The sequence below is a fragment of the Halomonas sp. M4R1S46 genome (assembly GCF_025725685.1).
GTDB lineage: Bacteria > Pseudomonadota > Gammaproteobacteria > Pseudomonadales > Halomonadaceae > Halomonas.
Genome location: NZ_CP107008.1, coordinates 1733245 through 1751169 on the forward strand (window position 1 = coordinate 1733245; position 17925 = coordinate 1751169).

The 17925-nt window shown below is 55.5% G+C and carries 11 protein-coding genes; 6 read left to right on the forward strand and 5 right to left on the reverse strand.

What is annotated here, in order from left to right:
- Positions 1-536 precede the first annotated feature (536 nt).
- Positions 537-1997, reverse strand: a complete 1461-nt coding sequence (locus tag OCT48_RS08280) for a UvrD-helicase domain-containing protein (RefSeq protein WP_263592221.1) — start codon at positions 1995-1997, stop codon at positions 537-539.
- A complete protein-coding gene (locus tag OCT48_RS08285) occupies positions 1957-3681 on the reverse strand; it encodes an ATP-dependent nuclease (protein ID WP_263592222.1) in 1725 nt (574 codons plus the stop codon). The genes OCT48_RS08280 and OCT48_RS08285 overlap by 41 nt, the downstream gene beginning before the upstream one ends.
- Before the next feature lie 443 nt (positions 3682-4124).
- Between OCT48_RS08285 and OCT48_RS08290 the strand changes: the two genes are divergently transcribed.
- From OCT48_RS08290 to OCT48_RS19575, 6 genes are all read left to right on the forward strand, one after another.
- Complete coding sequence (locus OCT48_RS08290) at positions 4125-5597, forward strand: hypothetical protein (protein ID WP_263592223.1); 1473 nt, start codon at positions 4125-4127, stop codon at positions 5595-5597.
- Between the two features lie 231 nt (positions 5598-5828).
- Positions 5829-6167 (forward strand): hypothetical protein, encoded by a 339-nt coding sequence (locus OCT48_RS08295; protein WP_263592224.1) that lies wholly within the window; start codon positions 5829-5831, stop codon positions 6165-6167.
- Positions 6168-6527: 360 nt separating this feature from the next.
- Positions 6528-8708 (forward strand): putative bifunctional diguanylate cyclase/phosphodiesterase, encoded by a 2181-nt coding sequence (locus tag OCT48_RS08300; protein WP_263589846.1) that lies wholly within the window; start codon positions 6528-6530, stop codon positions 8706-8708.
- A 157-nt stretch (positions 8709-8865) separates the two neighbouring features.
- Complete coding sequence (locus OCT48_RS08305; protein WP_263592225.1) at positions 8866-9762, forward strand: exonuclease domain-containing protein; 897 nt, start codon at positions 8866-8868, stop codon at positions 9760-9762.
- Between the two features lie 66 nt (positions 9763-9828).
- Entirely contained in the window at positions 9829-11025 is a 1197-nt protein-coding gene (locus tag OCT48_RS08310) for an IS4 family transposase (RefSeq protein WP_263592226.1), read from the forward strand.
- Positions 11026-11785: 760 nt separating this feature from the next.
- Complete coding sequence (locus OCT48_RS19575; RefSeq protein WP_183385274.1) at positions 11786-12103, forward strand: YdhR family protein; 318 nt, start codon at positions 11786-11788, stop codon at positions 12101-12103.
- 157 nt (positions 12104-12260) lie between these two features.
- Here OCT48_RS19575 and OCT48_RS08315 read toward each other — a convergent pair whose 3' ends face one another.
- From OCT48_RS08315 to OCT48_RS08325, 3 genes are all read right to left on the reverse strand, one after another.
- A complete protein-coding gene (locus tag OCT48_RS08315) occupies positions 12261-12992 on the reverse strand; it encodes a tyrosine-type recombinase/integrase (protein WP_318152599.1) in 732 nt (243 codons plus the stop codon).
- 107 nt (positions 12993-13099) lie between these two features.
- Positions 13100-15847 carry an aconitate hydratase AcnA gene (gene acnA / locus OCT48_RS08320; RefSeq protein WP_263592228.1) on the reverse strand — a complete coding sequence of 916 codons (2748 nt, stop codon included), beginning with the start codon at positions 15845-15847 and terminating at the stop codon, positions 13100-13102.
- A gap of 76 nt (positions 15848-15923) precedes the next feature.
- Positions 15924-17873, reverse strand: coding sequence for a tripartite tricarboxylate transporter permease (locus OCT48_RS08325; protein WP_263592229.1), 1950 nt, complete (start codon positions 17871-17873; stop codon positions 15924-15926).
- Positions 17874-17925 lie beyond the last annotated feature (52 nt).

Genomic DNA, 17925 nt, shown 5'->3' on the forward strand with positions numbered 1-17925 from the left:
TTATCCTAACCCATACCATGGTTGGGCAGTATGTATCAAAGGTTAAAAACCTATAGATCTATATGCTAACTTTCGCGAGGCGTGTCACCATGTGCCTATAACCCTTTTCAGCATATTAGGTTTCGCAGGAAAGTAGGTTCTGCTAATTTTAGCTATTCTGCAGAAGCAGAGGTGAGGTATGAAAGGACGCTTCGTGCTAGTCTAGCCCCAGCCGGTCGACGATCAAGGATCATCGTCCCGCTACCTCAGCCGATGTGGTCTTACCCAGCAATCGTATACACCGACAGATTTCAGGTAGAGTCTGAAGGGGCTCCTGCTATTTGGAGTTCATGCTCAGGACTTTATCGGTGATTTTAACAAAAGGGGAGAGTTGGTCGCTAACAGCGGCGACTGAAGCAGTGGGCTATATTATGATTCGCTGTATGTCCGCTTCTGGCCGGGTGAAGAACTTTAGCCTATGCTGATGGGGTGGCTGAGGTAGTTGACGACCCGAAGCGGACCTTCGCGTCGTAAGGTAAGCCGCTTGTTTATCGTAGTTATCGATTCATGCCAGGTTGTAGCGTGTCACTATTCGACCAGATATGGATCGCCCGTGAGCCCCGTGTTAGAGCCACATAGAGTTGATAGCGATCTAGCGTGTGGGCATTCATGATCATGCAACTTTCCGCTTCGAGCCCCTTCAGCAGCAAAGTGCTACCGACGGCCATTTTGCCGGCGGTGCGTTCATGGTATCGACGCGCATCGCGTTCAGCCTGCGCGGCTGATATCAGATCGGGATGATCGCGTGAAATCACACGTGACAGCGCGTTTTGTGTGGCTTCGTAAATCGTCGGTCTGAAGATGCGGGTTTGGGCGCTGTCACGGAATGCATGCAGCAATCTCGAAACGGCCTGATAGGTCGGATCCGACATGAGATCAAGCGCTGCTCGATCGGCTTCGGTGAGAGTGAATCGACTGGTTCCGCGTTGGAGGATACGCTCGATACGAGATCGAAAGTCACTTACAGACATGATTTTTGTCATCACATCTTGCGCCAGCCTTGAACTCTCAGCGACAGCGCTCATGGGGTCTTGCAAGTCGAGCTGATTGGCAAACCTCATCATTCGGCGAAGCTCAACTGGTTCCACAACAGTGACCCCTGGATTGCGTCGTGCAAACTCATGTCGTCTAGCTTCTTCAGTGCTTGGACCGATGATCAACACTTGACCGTGTCGACCAAGTTCTCGCAAGATTTTAGCTTCTTCTCGTATGCGGGCGTTCGGTGGTGGTATCGCAGAACGTTTCACTCCGTCGGGAAGATTATTAATATAAATTGGCTCGCCGTTACACAGCGAATTTCTTGCGCTAGCGAGCCACCGCCCTATTTCGGGCGAGCCGGCGTTGTTCCAGCGCCAAGGCGTGTTGAGGGCATGCGTTTCCGGGAAGATGTAGGGCAAAGTCGTCCAGTCTACGCGCGGTCCGGCGAAGCCGAAGACCGACTGCATCGGATCACCGAGGACCACGGTCGGTAAGAGCCCAGCGCAGGCAACAGTCATATCGTGCTGTGCGATCGAGCAATCTTGGTACTCATCAACAATGAGATGGCTGTAACTCGCCTGAATGATGGTGTCGATGTCACCACTAGCAACCAGGCGACGAGCCGCTCCCTGTATCGCCGGATAATCCCGGCCCGGATTGGAAATCGTGAGCCTTCGTGTATCGATGCCCGAGCGTTGAGGATAAGCTTTTAAGAGACGAAGTGCCCAACCGTCCAGAGTCTGGAGGATATAAGCATTTCTTGGCACGCCGCGTACGCTCAAGCGCTTGCGTAGCGCGGCGACGCCGGCGTTTGTGTGGGTTAGGATCAGCACTGGCTTGTTAGCGTCGTTACCCATCAGGCTGTCAGCGATTAGCTGAGTCTTGCCGTAGCCTGCCGGCGCGCTAACGTGCCCACGCTTGACCGATAGCAAATCAATCTCAAGCATCTGCAGCCCATTCGAACAGCTTAGAGATTTCATCCTTCATCCAAGGTTCGCAATCTTCGAGCGCCGGACCTATCACTTCGTATGCGATAGTCTCCATCACCCCTATACCGCGTTTCTTGAACCAAGACTTAGAACGAGACATTGCAGCTTTAGCACAGGCCTGGCGCTCTGCATCATCTAGTACGCCTATCAATTCTGACAACTCGAAATCAAAAGCGCTGCCGTTCGGCAGTTGATTACGAACCTGATCCTCAATTGCCTCTAAACCGTAGAGTTCGATCGCGTGACGCACGACAGCTAGGCCATGCGAACCGGGCAAGCCGAGAAAAACTGCGTGCTCTAGAGCATAGCCTTGCGGCCATTTGGCTAATAGACAGCCGCCTGCGACCAAGGCGTTTTCATGGTCAGCATGTGGCTGTTTGTCGTCGTCGCGGAGAATGGCCACTCGATAGCCCAGACTGTGGAACGCTTCCGCGCACGCCAGTATGTTGTCGCAGCCCCCGGCATTGACCAATGCCGTTCCATATGCAGAGAGAGAATACTTGCCTTTGTCGATACGGTGCAGATCGAGACCACGAATCAGACCCACTTCCCCCGCCCCCTCGCACACGATGACAGACGTTGAAAGGAATGCTTCGGGATAGCTCCGCAGCGTACCTTGCAGGCTGCTTACAGCATCCATGGGCGGCATTTTTACTATTCCGTCGACATTCTGTACGCGAACCAACTGATCGACACTTAACTCGCGAACGACAACAGGCGAATGTGTTGTCGCAAAAACCTGAAATGTTGGATCCGAGCTTTTAGCGCCCAGCGTCTGTAACAGACGAACGATACGGTGCGGCTCAAGACCCGACTCCAATTCGTCTACCAGGCCGATATCGGCGCCGGCCTTGGCCTCCTGCTGAAGGCCGGCGATGAGAAGACGTGAGGAGCCGAGCCCGAGCCGTGTCAGCGGGATGCTCAAATGATCTTGCAGGACGACGTTTCCCGGTCGGAGGGTCACCTGAGAAGCATCGAGACTGGCGACTGCATTTGCGGCTGCGTTGATCCCCAGATGACCTGCGATCTGGTGCACACGTTCGAGGGTATCCTTGAGTTGGGCGTTTGCGGCGCCTCCGAAGGCATCCCGCGCGGCGCGTGCGGCGCTGGCCAAGGCACCATTCAGCTCCAACTGATCATCGGCCAAGTTGAATAGCACTGAGCCACGGCCGAAGGTCAGTTGTGAAGCGTTATCGCCCTGAAGTTGCAACAAAGATAACCGACGAAGCATACGTAGAGCCATAGCATGGCGTTCGGCTTCAACAACAATACGGTCGGTATCCAATGACCAGCGGCCCTGCATCGTCCAATCGATCCGCAAAGTAACCGAAAAGGCGATTTCAAGACCAGGGCCGGGTTCGTCCTCGACTTCATCTGTGTCGTGATTGAAGCCGCGGTGGTATGGCCCGAACGGCTCAAACGCCAACAGCCGCTCCGGGAGATCAATGAGCGTCAAAGAGATCTCGATCGGAATCTCCAGGTCTAGCTTGTAGAAATCCGCATCTGTAGCACTACGATTAACATTTGCGGATAGGCACCAAGCGATCGCCTCCAAAACTGATGATTTTCCGCTGTCACCCGACCCAAGTAGGCAGTTAAAGCCCGGTCTTGGTGACCAGTCGAATGACCTTATGGCCCGGAAGTTACGTATGCTGATTTTAGCTATCCGAGCCATTTTTCCCCTCGTCTAGTTGAGGCTAGGTAAATAATAATTACAATATAGTATATCAAGATATTTAAATCAATGTCATTTTCGCATACAGCCAGTGCTTGCTGCTATAGCAGTTTTACTGTCGCTTCAGCGTGTGCTCTAAATCGCTGCAGAGATAGCTGATTATATCAAGCATCACTAAAGTGACGATTCTGTCAGGATGCCGAATTTTAGGCTATGCTGATGCAGTCGGTTCGGTGGCTGACGACCCACAGCGGACCTCCTGGAAAATGCAGCCGGCACGTTTATTCAGGATAGGCTGACGAAGTATTGTTAAATATGATTCAAAGCAAGATGTTAATGATGCCATGCCAGGCGTGTTTATTGACTTAAACGAGAATGCAAGTTCATCTGGATATTTGTGCAGTTATCTAATCACTGTTTATGTTCTCCTTTGGGTGTAAGTTATGCCAAAGATTTCTAAACAAGAAAAAAGAAAGAAGAAAAAGCAAGCCAAGATGAAGGCCGCTAGGCGTGCCGTGCATGAAAAGAATCGAGAGCGAAAAGTAGCGGAAAACATACTCAGATATGGTAAGCCCTTAACTAGGCGTCAGTTTGATGCTTATTGCTATTGCCGAATGACTTTAGTTCGGTTCACAACAGAAGAGATCGAATGGTATTCACTATTTGAAAATCGGCTGCTTGGCATCGTCTTAAGAGATGTTGCAGATGATGACTATGGATTCATAATACTTGGTAGAGATGCGAGGAAGCTTTTTCGTTGTATCGAAGTCGGTACAGAGTTCTATGGCTCACCAGTAGAAGCTAGAAAATCATTAGCTCGGAAGCTTAGCAATGTTTATCTAGGGAAGGTCCAGGATGTATATCCACAAGAGGACGAAGCGGATGCCGGATTTGATTTATTTACAGATGTTATTCCAGTGAGTGAGCAGCATCATGGATATCAGGTGCTTAAAAATGAGCCTCGTTATGAAGCGGCAAGGAACATAATTTCTGAAATTGTAAACTCGTTCGTGGATAATGATGGGCACTATGAGCGCGAGTTCCAGTCTGTCAATTTCCAAGCCAGGTTATGGGAGTTGTATTTGCACATATATATTCATAACGCTGGATTGTTAGTTGAGAATAATCATCCGGCGCCAGATTTTGAAGTTTCGTATTTTGAGGATAAGCTCTTTATCGAAGCGGTAACAGTTAACCCTTCTTCCAATCCAAAACGTCCCGATTTGCCACCGCCTCAAACAAATGAAGAAATTGAGGAAAGGCTCAATGACTTTATGCCTATTAAGTTCGGCAGCCCTTTATATAGCAAGCTTTGCAAAAAGTATTGGGAAAAAGAATATGTGGCGGGAAAGCCTTTAATATTGGCAATACACGATTATCATAATGACAATGCAATGACGTGGTCACGCACTGCGTTGTCAGAATATCTATACGGAGTCAGGACGCGAATTGTTAATGGGGTGCCAAGCATAGAAAAAATTGAGAAGCATGTTTGGGATGGTAAAGAGATACCATCTGGATTCTTTTATCAAGATGATGCTGAGAATATTAGCGCCGTTCTATTTAGCAATCAGGCCACCATACCTAAGTTTAATCGTATGGGTAAAATCGCAGGTCTAGGAAGTAAAAATATTAAAATGATAAGAAAAGGTTTTTTGTATAACCCCGATCCTGATGCAATCCATCCAATCCTATTCTCCAAAGATTTAGATGATCCTGATTACGAGGAGTCATGGTCTGATGGGCTGATTATGTTTCATAATCCAAACGCAAGACATCCAGTAGACCCAAATGCATTTTCTGATATTAGCCATATTTTTTATTCAGAAGAAAAAGGCTTTCACGGTTTCCATCAGCCGTATGACGTACTAGGTTCAATTACTATGGTAGTTACAGCCGCTGAAGAACGAACATAACAATCACATGCACTCGGACACCAAAAAACGCCGCTCCTTCGTCACACTGCTTATTGGCGCCGGTGATGTGAGACGTTACATCAGTACATTCTACATGGCTGCTTATGGCCGATTGAAGAATATTGGTTTGTGCGCGAAGTTTTCGAGGCAGCTGACGCCAAAAGGATATGCTTTATACTGGAGATGTGTTGTTTTTTATAGTTAAGTCCACAGATGTAAATGAGGGTCGCCATGAAGTCAGAAAAATCATACAAGAAGTTTCAAGTTTTATATGAGTTTATTTTGCCTTTTATTGGTTTGACTGCACTTTATCGTTGGGAAGGCTCTGCTGAGATTAAAGTTGTGTTGACTCTAGTGGTTATTCGCTCCTGCTACAGCTGGTCAGAAATGGCAGCTTTAGAAAAAGGTTTTGTTTACTTGTCCCAAAAAACGTTTAACCGGCCTGATGATCAGGTAGTGACTCCAGACTTGGAGGAGCCAGAGATCAATTCTTGGGCTGAATTTATTGGTTTGGTTTTTCAGTTGTTTGTTACCATAGCGCTATCTTTAGGTGTGGCTTGGCTGTTATGATGGGTTTAATTGATATAGCTGATTGATTGAAGTTGTAATTTTTTATGCTAGGCCTTTTTCGCCAAAGCATCCCTTGATTATTATATCTGGAATCTACGTATGACCGCTTCTGGCCGATAGGACAATTTTAACCAACGCTGATGGACAGTTTCAGGCATCTAGCGACCCTATTTGGACGTCACGGCCTAGGTAGAGCATGAGCCAAAACCCGGACTTCAACTACAGCGGGATGATGAGCCTTTCATCCAAGTTCTATTATGTCTAAGATAACCTAGGGGTGAGCTGCGTAGCTAAGGGGACTTGATGGTGCGTCAAGGAGACAGCAAGGCCTGTAGATTGTTCGTGACAGGAGCTCTGCTGATGCAGGGACTCCTCTCGGGCATTGCCGTTGGGCAGGCCGAACCCGAACTGCAAGGCACGGTAGTCTTCGCCGGCTCCGCGACCTACCCCCCGTTCCAGTGGCTCGACCATCAGGGTCAAACGAAGGGATTCGTCATCGACTTACAGGAAAGCATGTCGCAGCGTGGCGGTGTTGACGTCGAGCATCGGTTGATGGAATGGGAAAGCGCCTTGAATGCCATCGATACCGGCGCAGCTGACGCCGTCGCGCTCTTCGCCTCGGAAGCGCGTAGCCAACGCTTCGACTTTACGGAGCCTTTCTATTATCTGTCCCACGGCATTTTTTCCCATGCCGAGGGTGAGCGTTTCGGCAGCCTGGCGGAGCTGGAGGGACACCGGGTCGCCGTGGTGGTCGGGAGCTATGCTGCAGAGCGCCTCGCTGAGAAGCACAAGGGGGTGCACCTGATCCCGGTCAACACCGAACACGCCTGCGTGGTGGCGGTGCAGGCGCGGGAGGCGGAGGCCTGTGTGGAAGCCACCCATACCTCACGGCGCCACGCAGCCGAGCTGGACGTGCACCAGACGAGCGCGCCCTTCTGGCCTCAGCCTTATGTCTTCGGTGTCCGCAAGGGCAACGCCGAGCTGCTGGCCTGGTTGAACCATCAGCTGGCCATGATCCAGACAGATGGCACTTACTATGATATTTATCAACGCTGGCTACCCGAGCTGGAGTGGCAGAAGCCGAGTCTCACCGACAGACTGCGCACCTTCGTCTGGGTGGTAACGCCTCTCTTCTTGCTTGCCCTTATCGGCCTTTCCTTTTCCTGGTATCTGAAACGCCAAGTGTCCCACCGTACCCGCCGACTGTCGGTAGAGCTGGAGGCCCGAAGCCAGCTCGAGGCGGAGCTTCGCTATCAGGCGGGACATGACACTCTCACAGGGCTGCCCAACCATACGGCCTTCATTGATGGCCTGGAACGACGCCTCCGGGACGAGCGTGACTGGGTTCCGACGGTCATCCTGCTACGCCTGCTGAACCTTGAGCAACTGACCAGCATCCTTGGCTATCGCTTAGGTCATGAGTTGCTACTACAAGGTTTTTCTCATCACTTGGAAAAGTTGAACTTCGCGCAAGTCAGTCACTTTGGCTCGGGCGTCTTCGCCATCCTATGCCAGCATGGCATGCCTCACGAGGACATCGCCGAGCTCATGAGCGAGTCGTTCGAGATCGATACGATTCAAATCGATGCACAGGTCGTGATGGGGATCAGTGAAAGCCGGACCACCGATGACGAAATGAGCCCGCGTGAGGCAGAGGAGCTGGTTCGCCGTGCTATGACGGCCTTCTCGTCGGCGGCGAGGACCGACAAGTCATGGTGTGTCTATAGCCCTCAGCTGGAGCCCAACCCCGACGACTTGATTTTGCTGCGAGACTTTCGACGCCATGGCACCCGTGACATGTTCTTGCTTTATCAGCCCAAGCTGGACCTGGCAAGTGGGCATATCCGGGAGGCAGAAGCGCTGATCCGCTGGCATCATCCTCAACTAGGGGTGGTGTCCCCGGGGCACTTCATTCCCCTGCTAGAGGAGACCGGCCTGATTACGCAGGTCACCCACTGGGTCATCGAGGAGGCGGTCCGGGAGATCAAGCATTGTCGCACCTACGATGCCGCATTCAGCGTCAGCGTCAATATTTCCCCTCGAGACCTGATGGAGGGGGGCACTCTGGTGGACTTTATCGAGGGGCGAGCGCCCCCCAGGCCCCCGCACAGCCTCTGCCTTGAGATCACCGAGACCGGTGTCATCAGCGACCAGGACTATGTCCAGGAGGTCATCGCCGAACTCCATGCGGCCAACATCCGTTGCGCCGTGGATGACTTCGGCACGGGTTACGCGTCCTTGTCCTACCTGAGCAAATTTTCCGTGGATGAAGTGAAGCTCGATCGTAGTTTCATCAGCAACATGCTGGAGAACGAGCGGCATCATGCCATCGTTGCTTCCACGATCGCCCTTGCCCACAAGCTGGGTCTCAAGGTCACGGCGGAAGGCGTGGAAGACATGGTTACCCTTCAGGCTCTGGCCGATATGGGGTGTGATACCGCTCAAGGCTATGTGATCTCTAGACCAATTACGGAAACGGAGCTCTACCGGCTTATGGGCCGTCGCCTCTTCAACAAAACCCTGCAATTCGCTGATACGTAGCATGGCCAAGATTCAGATCGACTACACCAAGACTCAAGTTTCTAAGTGCTCCATGTCATCTTTCGACCCCAAAGCTGTCATGGCAGAAAATGTAATCAGTGATTTCAGTTCATCATAAATTGAGCGATCTTAAAAATATGGTTGGGGGTGTTAAGTTTTGAGACAGGTTGCCATTGCTATAGAAACAACTGGTGATGACCCGAAAGACGGGCACAGAATCGTTGAGATAGGATGTGTTGAACTCGTTAACGAACGGATAACAGGTCGACATTACCATGCATACATAAATCCAGAACGCACTATAGATGAATCTGCCATTCAAAGGCATGGTATAGTTGACGAGTTTCTAGTAGGGAAGCCAGTTTTTTCCGATATTTTAAATGCATTCCTTGATTTCGTCGGATATGACGAGGTGGTCACATATGACGCAGGTTTTTTTCTTTCGTTTATTCATCATGAGATCTCGTTGTCTAACGTTGCTAATAAAAATAATGATGGTTTAAACAATGACATTGTAGACATTCTTCTTGTTGGAAACGAAAGGCATCCAAAGCAAAATAATAGCTTGCGAGAACTCTGCCAAAGATATTACGTGAAAACCTCTAAAAATGAGCATGCTGGAGCATTATTTAGGGCTGAGTTGATCGCAGATCTATTGCTTGCTCTCATAAGTGAAAGCACTAAGAAGATAACGTCAGACCTTACGCGATATGAAGAAGGTGAAAATCTCGTTGTTGTAGAAACATTCCCAGAATTCGATGAAGCAATTGACGGCATTAGCAAGACGGCTTTATGTAGAGGCGTTTCTAATCATGAGTATCCTCTGCTTCCCTCTCTTTTCCGGCATGTAGATGTTGAATCGGCAGATGTTCGCGAACATAATCTGATGTGGGTTTTTAAAACTCATGCAAAACCATATCTAAGCAGTAACCCAGAGAATGAAATCGAGTGGCTCACGATTGCTCAGCATCACGGCCTTCCTACAAGGTTGTTAGATTGGAGTCTAAGCCTGACGGATCCCCAGGAAATAGGCAACAAAATCAGAAGGATATAATTGAAAAGGCCTGCATGGATTGGCATGTTGTTAATCGCCAAACCAACAATATGCCGAAGGAGACCCATGCAGGCCCCTCGATTCTTGCATACTCTGCTGACGTCATCACTCCCCTCGATCCATGCCAAACGCCTGCAGGCACTACTCGACATGGTGGGGGCCCTGCTGGGGGAGCGCCGCCTGGGCTTGGCCGCCCTGGGGCGTGCCTTGCCGGGACCGGTGGCGACCAAACACACCATCAAGCGGGTCGATCGGTTGCTGGGCAACCCTCATCTGCATCAGGAGCGGCCGCTGTTCTATTGGCTCGTGGCCACCCTGCTGATCGGCCACACGACGCGCCCGCTGATTCTGGTGGACTGGTCACCGATCGATGATCGCGGCCAACAGTTTCTGCTACGCGCGGCGGTGCCGTTCGCCGGGCGGTCATTGCCGATATTCGAAAAGGTCCACCACAAGGATGGCTGCCAACACTGTGAAGCGTACTTGCTCGCGGCCTTGGCCGAGATCCTGCCGGCCAAGGCAACGCCGATCCTGGTCACCGATGCGGGCTTTCGCAATCCTTGGTTCAAGGCGGTCGAGGCGCGTGGTTGGTACTACGTTGGCCGGGTTCGCAGCCCCACTCGCTGCCAGGTGTCTGGCGACGCGTGGCGGCCAGTGACCGCCTTGTTTCAACAAGCGAGCGCGGTACCGCAAGCGCTGGGTTCCGTCCAGATCGCCGAGAGCAACCCGCTGACCACCCGCATGGTGCTTTATCATCGGCCGCCGAAGGGGCGCAGACATCGCAATAAGCGAGGTCAGGTCTCCCAGGGCGGCCACAGTCGGGCGATGGCCCAGCGCCAGAAGGAGCCCTGGGTGCTGGTCAGCAACCTGCCGGAGCGCTCCTCGCTGGCGGATAAGCTGGTCGCTATCTACCGTCAGCGCATGCAGATTGAAGAAGGCTTCCGTGACATCAAGAGCCCCTTGTTTGGCCTGGGCTTCGGCATGCACCAATCTCGCCAGGGCAAACGCATCGAGATCCTGCTGCTGATCGCGATGCTGGCCAATGTCGTCGTGATGGTGGCCGGCCTGCATGTCCGTGACAGCGGTCAACAGCGGCGCTACCAGAGCAATAGCATCCGGCACCGGAACGTGCTCTCCGTGTGGCGGTTGGGACTGGAATGGCTGCGGCGTCATCGTGCCGGTGCGGCTCCTTGGCCCTCCTGGAAAACACTTCGAGCAAGCCTTTGGGAGGAGGTCAGGGGGCAGGCCTTATGCGACGGATAGCCGAAGTTCGTGGGGATCCCTCAGAGTCTAAGCCCACTTGTTGCATGTTTTTTTGCTGTCCAAAGTCTAACTGGATCCGATGCGGCAATTTATGTTTACGATGTGGGTCGGTTTAGGAAAGAGGAAGAACTCGACGCTTCAAAATTAACGGACATTGTTGCATTCTTCCCCTCTCACGCAACTAAAAGGGTAACGTCTCAGTCGGGGATGTTTACAATCCATCCTACCAGCAATATGAAGCTTGAGTCTCCGTCAATCAAAAAAATCGTCATCCCTGCTGAGCGGAAAAAATATTTTTTGGAAAAGCTCATAAAATATGGAATTCACCCGGGCACGATTTTTCCAGACCTTGATGGGCTTTCAAGCTATTTAAGTTACTTGAACGGTTACAAGTGAAGTTCATGATAGCGAAGTGGGAGTAATCGAGGACGTACCCATATTTGCTATATCAGCGATCGCTGGATGTCAGCTTATGGCCGGATGGGGAAGTTTAGGCTACGCTCATGACAAGGGTCGTCGGTTGACGACCCTCAGCAGATTTCCCGGAGAATGGTGCCGGCAAGTTTATTAGTTTTCTACTAACCAAGTTGGATTTAGTATCTGTTATTCTCAGAGGGGTACGGATGAAAGGGTGCGCGTTTATTGACTTGAGCGTACCAGAAGGACAACTCCATAATAGAGCGTGCGATCTGATCACTATTATGCTGACGCCGCCAGGTCAAGACGGCTTTATAGACTCAGCTTTCGGAGGTGATCGCTAATGGCCAATATCCTATATGTACGTATCAAGTCCGACCTGGAGCGCAGTGAGTTTGAACGACGACTCCTTGAGAGACGCCCTCGTTTTCAGGAGGTGCCAGGACTTCTTCAGAAAGTGTATGGACGGGATCCAGAGACAGGAGATGTATGCGGAATCTATTTCTTCGACAGCGCCGAGTCACTCTCACAATTCAAGGACTCCGATCTTGCCAAAAGCATTCCTCAGGCCTACGAGGCAGTCGATGTCCGCAGGGAGGTCTATGACGTTCTATATTCGTTGAGGCCTGAGCGCGGGCCCTTGGATGACGAGACACTGTAATTCAGAGGTCCAGATCACGGATACCGTATAACCGGGTCGTGCAACCGGCCGCCTTCGGCGGCGGCTGACGGCCCGGTCCATTATATATCAGGGTGTTCTCAACGTCCGTTCTTGGCCGAATAGCGACAACCAAAAGGTAGGCCGTCGCTGGTTTCCCCTATACCTCCGTCTGCTCGGCCATTTCTAATGCATCATCTACCTCAATGCCAAGATATCGGACAGTGCTCTCTAGCTTTGTATGACCCAATAGCAGCTGTACAGCCCTTAGGTTCTTTGTGCGACGGTAGATTAGGGATGCCTTTTTTCTTCTGAGCGTGTGCGTGCCATAGGCTGATGGGTCCAGACCGATAGAAGCTACCCAGTCTTTTACAGTCCGCGCGTATTGTCGTGTAGATAGGTGATCTAACCTACTCAGGCGGCTTGGAAATAAGTAGTCTTCGTTTCGGAGTTGAGCACGCCTAATCCATGTATCTAAGGCATCGCGAGTCTGTTCGGTTATCTCGAACTGTACTGGTCTATGTGTCTTCCTCTGCATTATGATGGCTCTTGATGATACATGATCACCATGAGCTACGTCCCGGACACGCAATGTGACCAAGTCACAGGCTCGCAGTTTGCTATCGATTGCCAACTCAAATAGCGCTAGATCACGTATCTTCTCCGCAAGCTGCAGCCTGACCCGAATGGCCCAGATGTCCTTGAGGCGAAGAGGTGTTTTGTGACCAACCAGCTTGCCTTTGTTCCAGGGCTCCCGAGCAGCGTTTGTTGAAGTCGTCATGATATGGACCTCCACTGTTGGATGTATAGGATGGTCCAGCGCATGCGCCGCGTGGGCTCTGTGTTGTATGAAAAGTCGGCATGTAGGCTCCGGTCTATGCAAGCCAGGCATACCCTGGTGCGAAAGCCACTGCCGAAACTCGCTGCCGCAATGAAGCAGGCCCCGCCGGTGTCACCCGGCGGGGCCTGTCGCTTCCAAGGTGCTTGGGGCCGGCCTGATCAGGCCGCGCCGATCATCTTGCGCAGCACATAGTGCAGGATGCCGCCGTGGCGGTAGTACTCCAGCTCGTTGGCAGTATCGATGCGGCACAGCGCCTCGAACGTCTTCTCGCCTCTCGCGCTCTGGATGGTCACCTCGACCTGGCCGCCCGGGGTCAGCTCGCCGAGCCCCGCCACCGAGACCCGCTCGTCGCCGGTCAGGCCCAGGGTCTTGCGGGTCTCGCCCTCGGGGAACTGCAGTGGCACCACGCCCATGCCGATCAGGTTGGAGCGATGGATGCGCTCGAAGGACTCGGCGAGCACGGCGCGCACGCCGAGCAGCCGGGTGCCCTTGGCGGCCCAGTCGCGGGAGGAGCCGGTGCCGTACTCCTTGCCGGCGATCACCACCAGGGGCGTGCCTTCCGCCTGGTACTGCATGGCGGCATCGTAGATGGCCATCTGTTCGCCGGAGGGCACGTGGCGGGTCTCGCCGCCGACCACGCCGTCGAGCATCTCGTTTCTGATGCGCACGTTGGCGAAGGTGCCGCGCATCATCACCTCGTGGTTGCCGCGCCGCGAGCCGTAGGAGTTGAAGTCCACCGGCTGGACGCCGCGCTCCTGCAGGTAGCGCCCGGCGGGGCTGTCGGGCTTGATGGCGCCGGCCGGCGAGATATGGTCGGTGGTCACCGAGTCGCCGAGCAGGGCCAGGATATGGGCGTCCCGTACGTCCTCCACCGCCTCGGGCGTCCGGCCCATGCCCTCGAAGAAGGGCGGGTGCTGGATATAGGTGGAGTCCGCGGACCACTGGTAGACCTGGCTCTGGGGCACCTCGAGCGCCTTCCAGGTCTCGTCACCCTCGAAGACCTCGGCGTACTCCTTGTGGAACATCTCGGTCTTGACCTTCTCGACCGCCTCGGCGATCTCGGCCTGGGAGGGCCAGACGTCCTTGAGGTAGACGGGCTTGCCGTGGCGGTCGACCCCCAGCGGATCCCGGGCGAGATCCTTCTGGATGTTGCCGGCCAGGGCATAGGCCACCACCAGGGGCGGCGAGGCCAGCCAGTTGGTCTTGACCAGCGGGTGGATGCGGCCCTCGAAGTTGCGGTTGCCGGAGAGCACCGAGGCCACCGTCATGTCGCCGTCGTTGATGGCCTGCTCGATGGGCTCGGCCAGCGGGCCGGAATTGCCGATGCAGGTGGTGCAACCGTAGCCCACCAGGTGGAAGCCCAGGGCGTCCAGGTCCTCCTGGAAGCCGCCGGCCGCCAGGTAGTCGGTGACCACCTTGGAGCCCGGGGCCAGCGAGGTCTTCACCCAGGGCTTGGTGGTGAGCCCCTGCGCCAGGGCCTTGCGCGCCAGCAGGCCCGCGGCCATCATCACGCTGGGGTTGGAGGTGTTGGTGCAGGAGGTGATGGCGGCGATCACCACGGCGCCGGGGTCGAGGCGGAAGGCCTCGCCGTCCAGGCTGACCTCCTGGCTGTCGTGGTGCTCGTAGCTCTCCGTGACCCCCACGGCGGTCTGGCCGCCCTCGGAGAACAGCCGGCCCTTGTCCTCGGAGGAGGGCAGGGTCTTGCCGTCGTCGGTCATCACCTTGGCGAAGGCCGCGGGCATGTCGCGCAGGGCGACCCGGTCCTGGGGCCGCTTGGGGCCGGCCAGGCTGGCCTCGACCTCATTCATGTCCAGCGCCAGGGTATCGCTGTAGATGGGTTCGTGGCCCGGCTCGCGCCACAGGCCCTGGGCCTTGCTATAGGCCTCGACCAGCGCGACCTGATCGTCGTCGCGACCGGTCAGGCGCATGTAGCGCAGCGTCTCGTCGTCCACCGGGAAGAAGGCGCAGGTGGCGCCGAACTCCGGTGACATGTTGGCGATGGTGGCACGGTCGGCCAGGGGCAGGTCCGCGAGGCCGTCGCCGTAGAACTCGACGAACTTGCCCACCACGCCTCGGCTGCGCAGCATCTGGGTCACCGTCAGCACCAGGTCGGTGGCGGTGATGCCCTCGCGCAGCTTGCCGGTGAGCTTGAAGCCCACCACCTCGGGAATCAGCATCGACACCGGCTGGCCGAGCATGGCCGCCTCGGCCTCGATGCCGCCCACGCCCCAGCCCAGCACGCCCAGGCCGTTGATCATGGTGGTGTGGGAATCGGTGCCGACCAGGGTGTCCGGGTAGGCCAGGGTCTTGCCGTCCTCCTCCTTGGTCCACACCGTCTTGCCCAGGTACTCCAGGTTGACCTGGTGGCAGATGCCGGTGCCCGGCGGTACCACGCGGAAGTTGTCGAAGGCCTGCTGGCCCCAGCGCAGGAACTCGTAGCGCTCCCGGTTGCGCTGCATCTCGATGGCGACGTTGTCCTTGAAGGCGCTGGCGTTACCGAACTCGTCGACCATCACCGAGTGGTCGATGATCAGGTCCACCGGCGAGAGGGGGTTGATCCGCGAGGGCTCCTCGCCGAGAGCCTGGACGGCGGCCCGCATGGAGGCGAGATCCACCACGCCGGGCACGCCGGTGAAGTCCTGCATCAGGACCCGGGCCGGCCGATAGCCGATCTCCCGGGTGGAGGCGGCGTCCTGCTGCCAGTCGACCAGGGCCTGCATGTCGTCGCGGGAGACGCCCTCCTGGTCGGCGAAGCGCAGCTGGTTCTCCAGCAGGATCTTCAGCGTCATCGGCAGGCGGCCGATGTCACCGAGCGTCTCGGCGGCCTTCGCCAGGCTGTGGTAGTGGTAGGTGGTCCCGCCGGCCACGAGGGTCTGCAGGGTCTCCGATAGGGGCGAGGTGCTCATGTTGTCTCCTTTCGTTGCGCGGGCCGATGTCGCTAATGGTCGTCGGCCCGCGGTGGACGTTCATGACAGGACTGATTCAGCCGAACAGCCAGGGATCGATCAATCCGCTCGGGTAGGTCAAGGTCAGGAACTCGGCCATGCCCACCAGAAAGGCCGTGACCCCAAGCGCCATGACAGCTGCCACCCAAGGCTTGAGTCGCGCAATGGTCAGCAGGAAAACGAAGCAGAACAGCGTCGCCGCGGTGATGAAACCCAGTAGCAACATGGCGCCCACCAGCGCGAAGAAACCCAACAGCCAGAGGCCCTGCAGACCGATGGCCTGATGTTGCCACTGGGGACGGTGCATCAGGCAACGGGCGATCTCCATCAGACAGGAAACGGCGAGGATCGCGATGGCCAGTCGGGGCATGATACCGCCGATCAAGGTCAGGTCGGCCACATCGATCCAAGCAACGATAGCCGTACCCAGTAGGGCGGCGAAGAGCACCACGTCGATGACGCCCAGGGTGGGAGGTTCGGAGCGGGCCGCGGATGCCGCGCCGACTGAGGAGGCCTGGCGACGCTTGATCCACAATGAGCGCAGCAGGGGAATGAAGAGAGCCGCCAGGATCAGGGCACCGATGATCAACACGCCGGGACGCATGAAGGCGTCCGTGCCCTGGAATTGCACTGCCTGGTAGAAGTATCCCTCCGCTCCCGGAGCCAGTACGAAACCGATCAGGAAGGCAGGGCGCGACCAATTCGCCTGCTTGAACAAGACCCCCAAGATGCCGACCGCCCCCAGAGCAAGCAGGTCACCCGTGGAACGCGTGGCCTGGAAAGCGGCGAACATGATCAGCACCGTGATCAAGGGGGCCAGCGTGGCGAAGGGGACCCGGGTCAGGCTGGCCACGGGGCGAGCCAGCACCAGGCATAGCGCGGCCCCCAGGATATTGGCCAGAGCCAGCGACCAGATGATGGTATAGGTCAGGTCGAGGTGAGTCTCGATCATGCCGACGCCGGGCTGCAACCCGAGCAACAACAGTCCACCCAAGAAGACGGCGGCCGTACCCGAGCCGGGCACGCCGAACAACAGGGTCGGGACCATTGCGCCGCAGGCACAGGCATTGTTGGCGGATTCGGGGGCGATCACCCCGCGGATATCCCCCTTGCCAAATTCGGATTTGTCCTTGGCGCTTTGCACCGCATGGCCATAGGTGAGCCAGTCGACCACCGAGCCGGCCAGGCCAGGGATGGTGCCGATCAGGCTGCCGATAGCAGCGCAGCGCGCCACGAGACCACGTTGCTCACGGACATCGCGGATGCCTTGCCGCCAGCCTTCGCCGAGTTTGCACGGCTCTTCGGCGATGGCACCACGCTTGACCAGCAGATCGACAATCTCAGGGAGTGCGAAGATCCCGAGCCCCACCACCACCAACGGCAAGCCATCGTAGAGATAGTCGAGCCCGAAATTCATGCGGAATTCGCCTGTGGCCGGCGCCATGCCGATGGCGCCCACCAGCAGGCCCAGGCCACAGGCGGCCAGCCCCTTGAAGAGATCGCGCCCGGAGAGCACGGCCACCATCGACAGGCCGAGCAGGGTCAGCATGAATAGCTCGGAGGAAGAGAACGACAGTACCAGGGGACGCGCGATCAGGATGAAGCCGGTGAGTATGACGGCACCGATGAGGCCCCCGATCATCGAGGACAGGAAGGCGCTGGACAGCGCGCGTGCCGCCTGGCCCCGCTTGGCCAGCGAGAAGCCATCGATGACGGTCGCCTGGGAAGCGCTGGAGCCGGGAATGCCCAACAGCACGGAGGCAAAGGTATCGCCGGTGGGAATCACGGCGACCAGGCCCATCAGCATGCCAAGGGCCACGGTCGGTTCCATGCCGTAGAGGAAGGGCAACAGCAGCGACATGCCGGCGATGCCCCCGAGGCCGGGGATAATGCCGACCACGAGGCCGACCAGCACGCCCAGCACCATGAAGAGCAGATGGGACAGGGTAAAGAGCTGTCCCAGGCTGGAGAGAAGGATATCGAGCATGGCGTATGGCTCTTATATTGTGTGATTGGGAGGAGCCGGGGCTGCCGGCCCC

What these genes read in the sequence shown, in the direction of transcription:
- OCT48_RS08280 (WP_263592221.1), bottom strand. Translation starts at nt 1,997, where the DNA reads ATGAAATCTCTAAGCTGTTCGAATGGGCTGCAGATGCTTGAGATTGAT.
- OCT48_RS08285 (WP_263592222.1), bottom strand. Translation starts at nt 3,681, where the DNA reads ATGGCTCGGATAGCTAAAATCAGCATACGTAACTTCCGGGCCATAAGG.
- OCT48_RS08290 (WP_263592223.1), top strand. Translation starts at nt 4,125, where the DNA reads ATGCCAAAGATTTCTAAACAAGAAAAAAGAAAGAAGAAAAAGCAAGCC.
- OCT48_RS08295 (WP_263592224.1), top strand. Translation starts at nt 5,829, where the DNA reads ATGAAGTCAGAAAAATCATACAAGAAGTTTCAAGTTTTATATGAGTTT.
- OCT48_RS08300 (WP_263589846.1), top strand. Translation starts at nt 6,528, where the DNA reads ATGCAGGGACTCCTCTCGGGCATTGCCGTTGGGCAGGCCGAACCCGAA.
- OCT48_RS08310 (WP_263592226.1), top strand. Translation starts at nt 9,829, where the DNA reads ATGCAGGCCCCTCGATTCTTGCATACTCTGCTGACGTCATCACTCCCC.
- OCT48_RS19575 (WP_183385274.1), top strand. Translation starts at nt 11,786, where the DNA reads ATGGCCAATATCCTATATGTACGTATCAAGTCCGACCTGGAGCGCAGT.
- OCT48_RS08315 (WP_318152599.1), bottom strand. Translation starts at nt 12,992, where the DNA reads ATGCCTGGCTTGCATAGACCGGAGCCTACATGCCGACTTTTCATACAA.
- acnA (WP_263592228.1), bottom strand. Translation starts at nt 15,847, where the DNA reads ATGAGCACCTCGCCCCTATCGGAGACCCTGCAGACCCTCGTGGCCGGC.
- OCT48_RS08325 (WP_263592229.1), bottom strand. Translation starts at nt 17,873, where the DNA reads ATGCTCGATATCCTTCTCTCCAGCCTGGGACAGCTCTTTACCCTGTCC.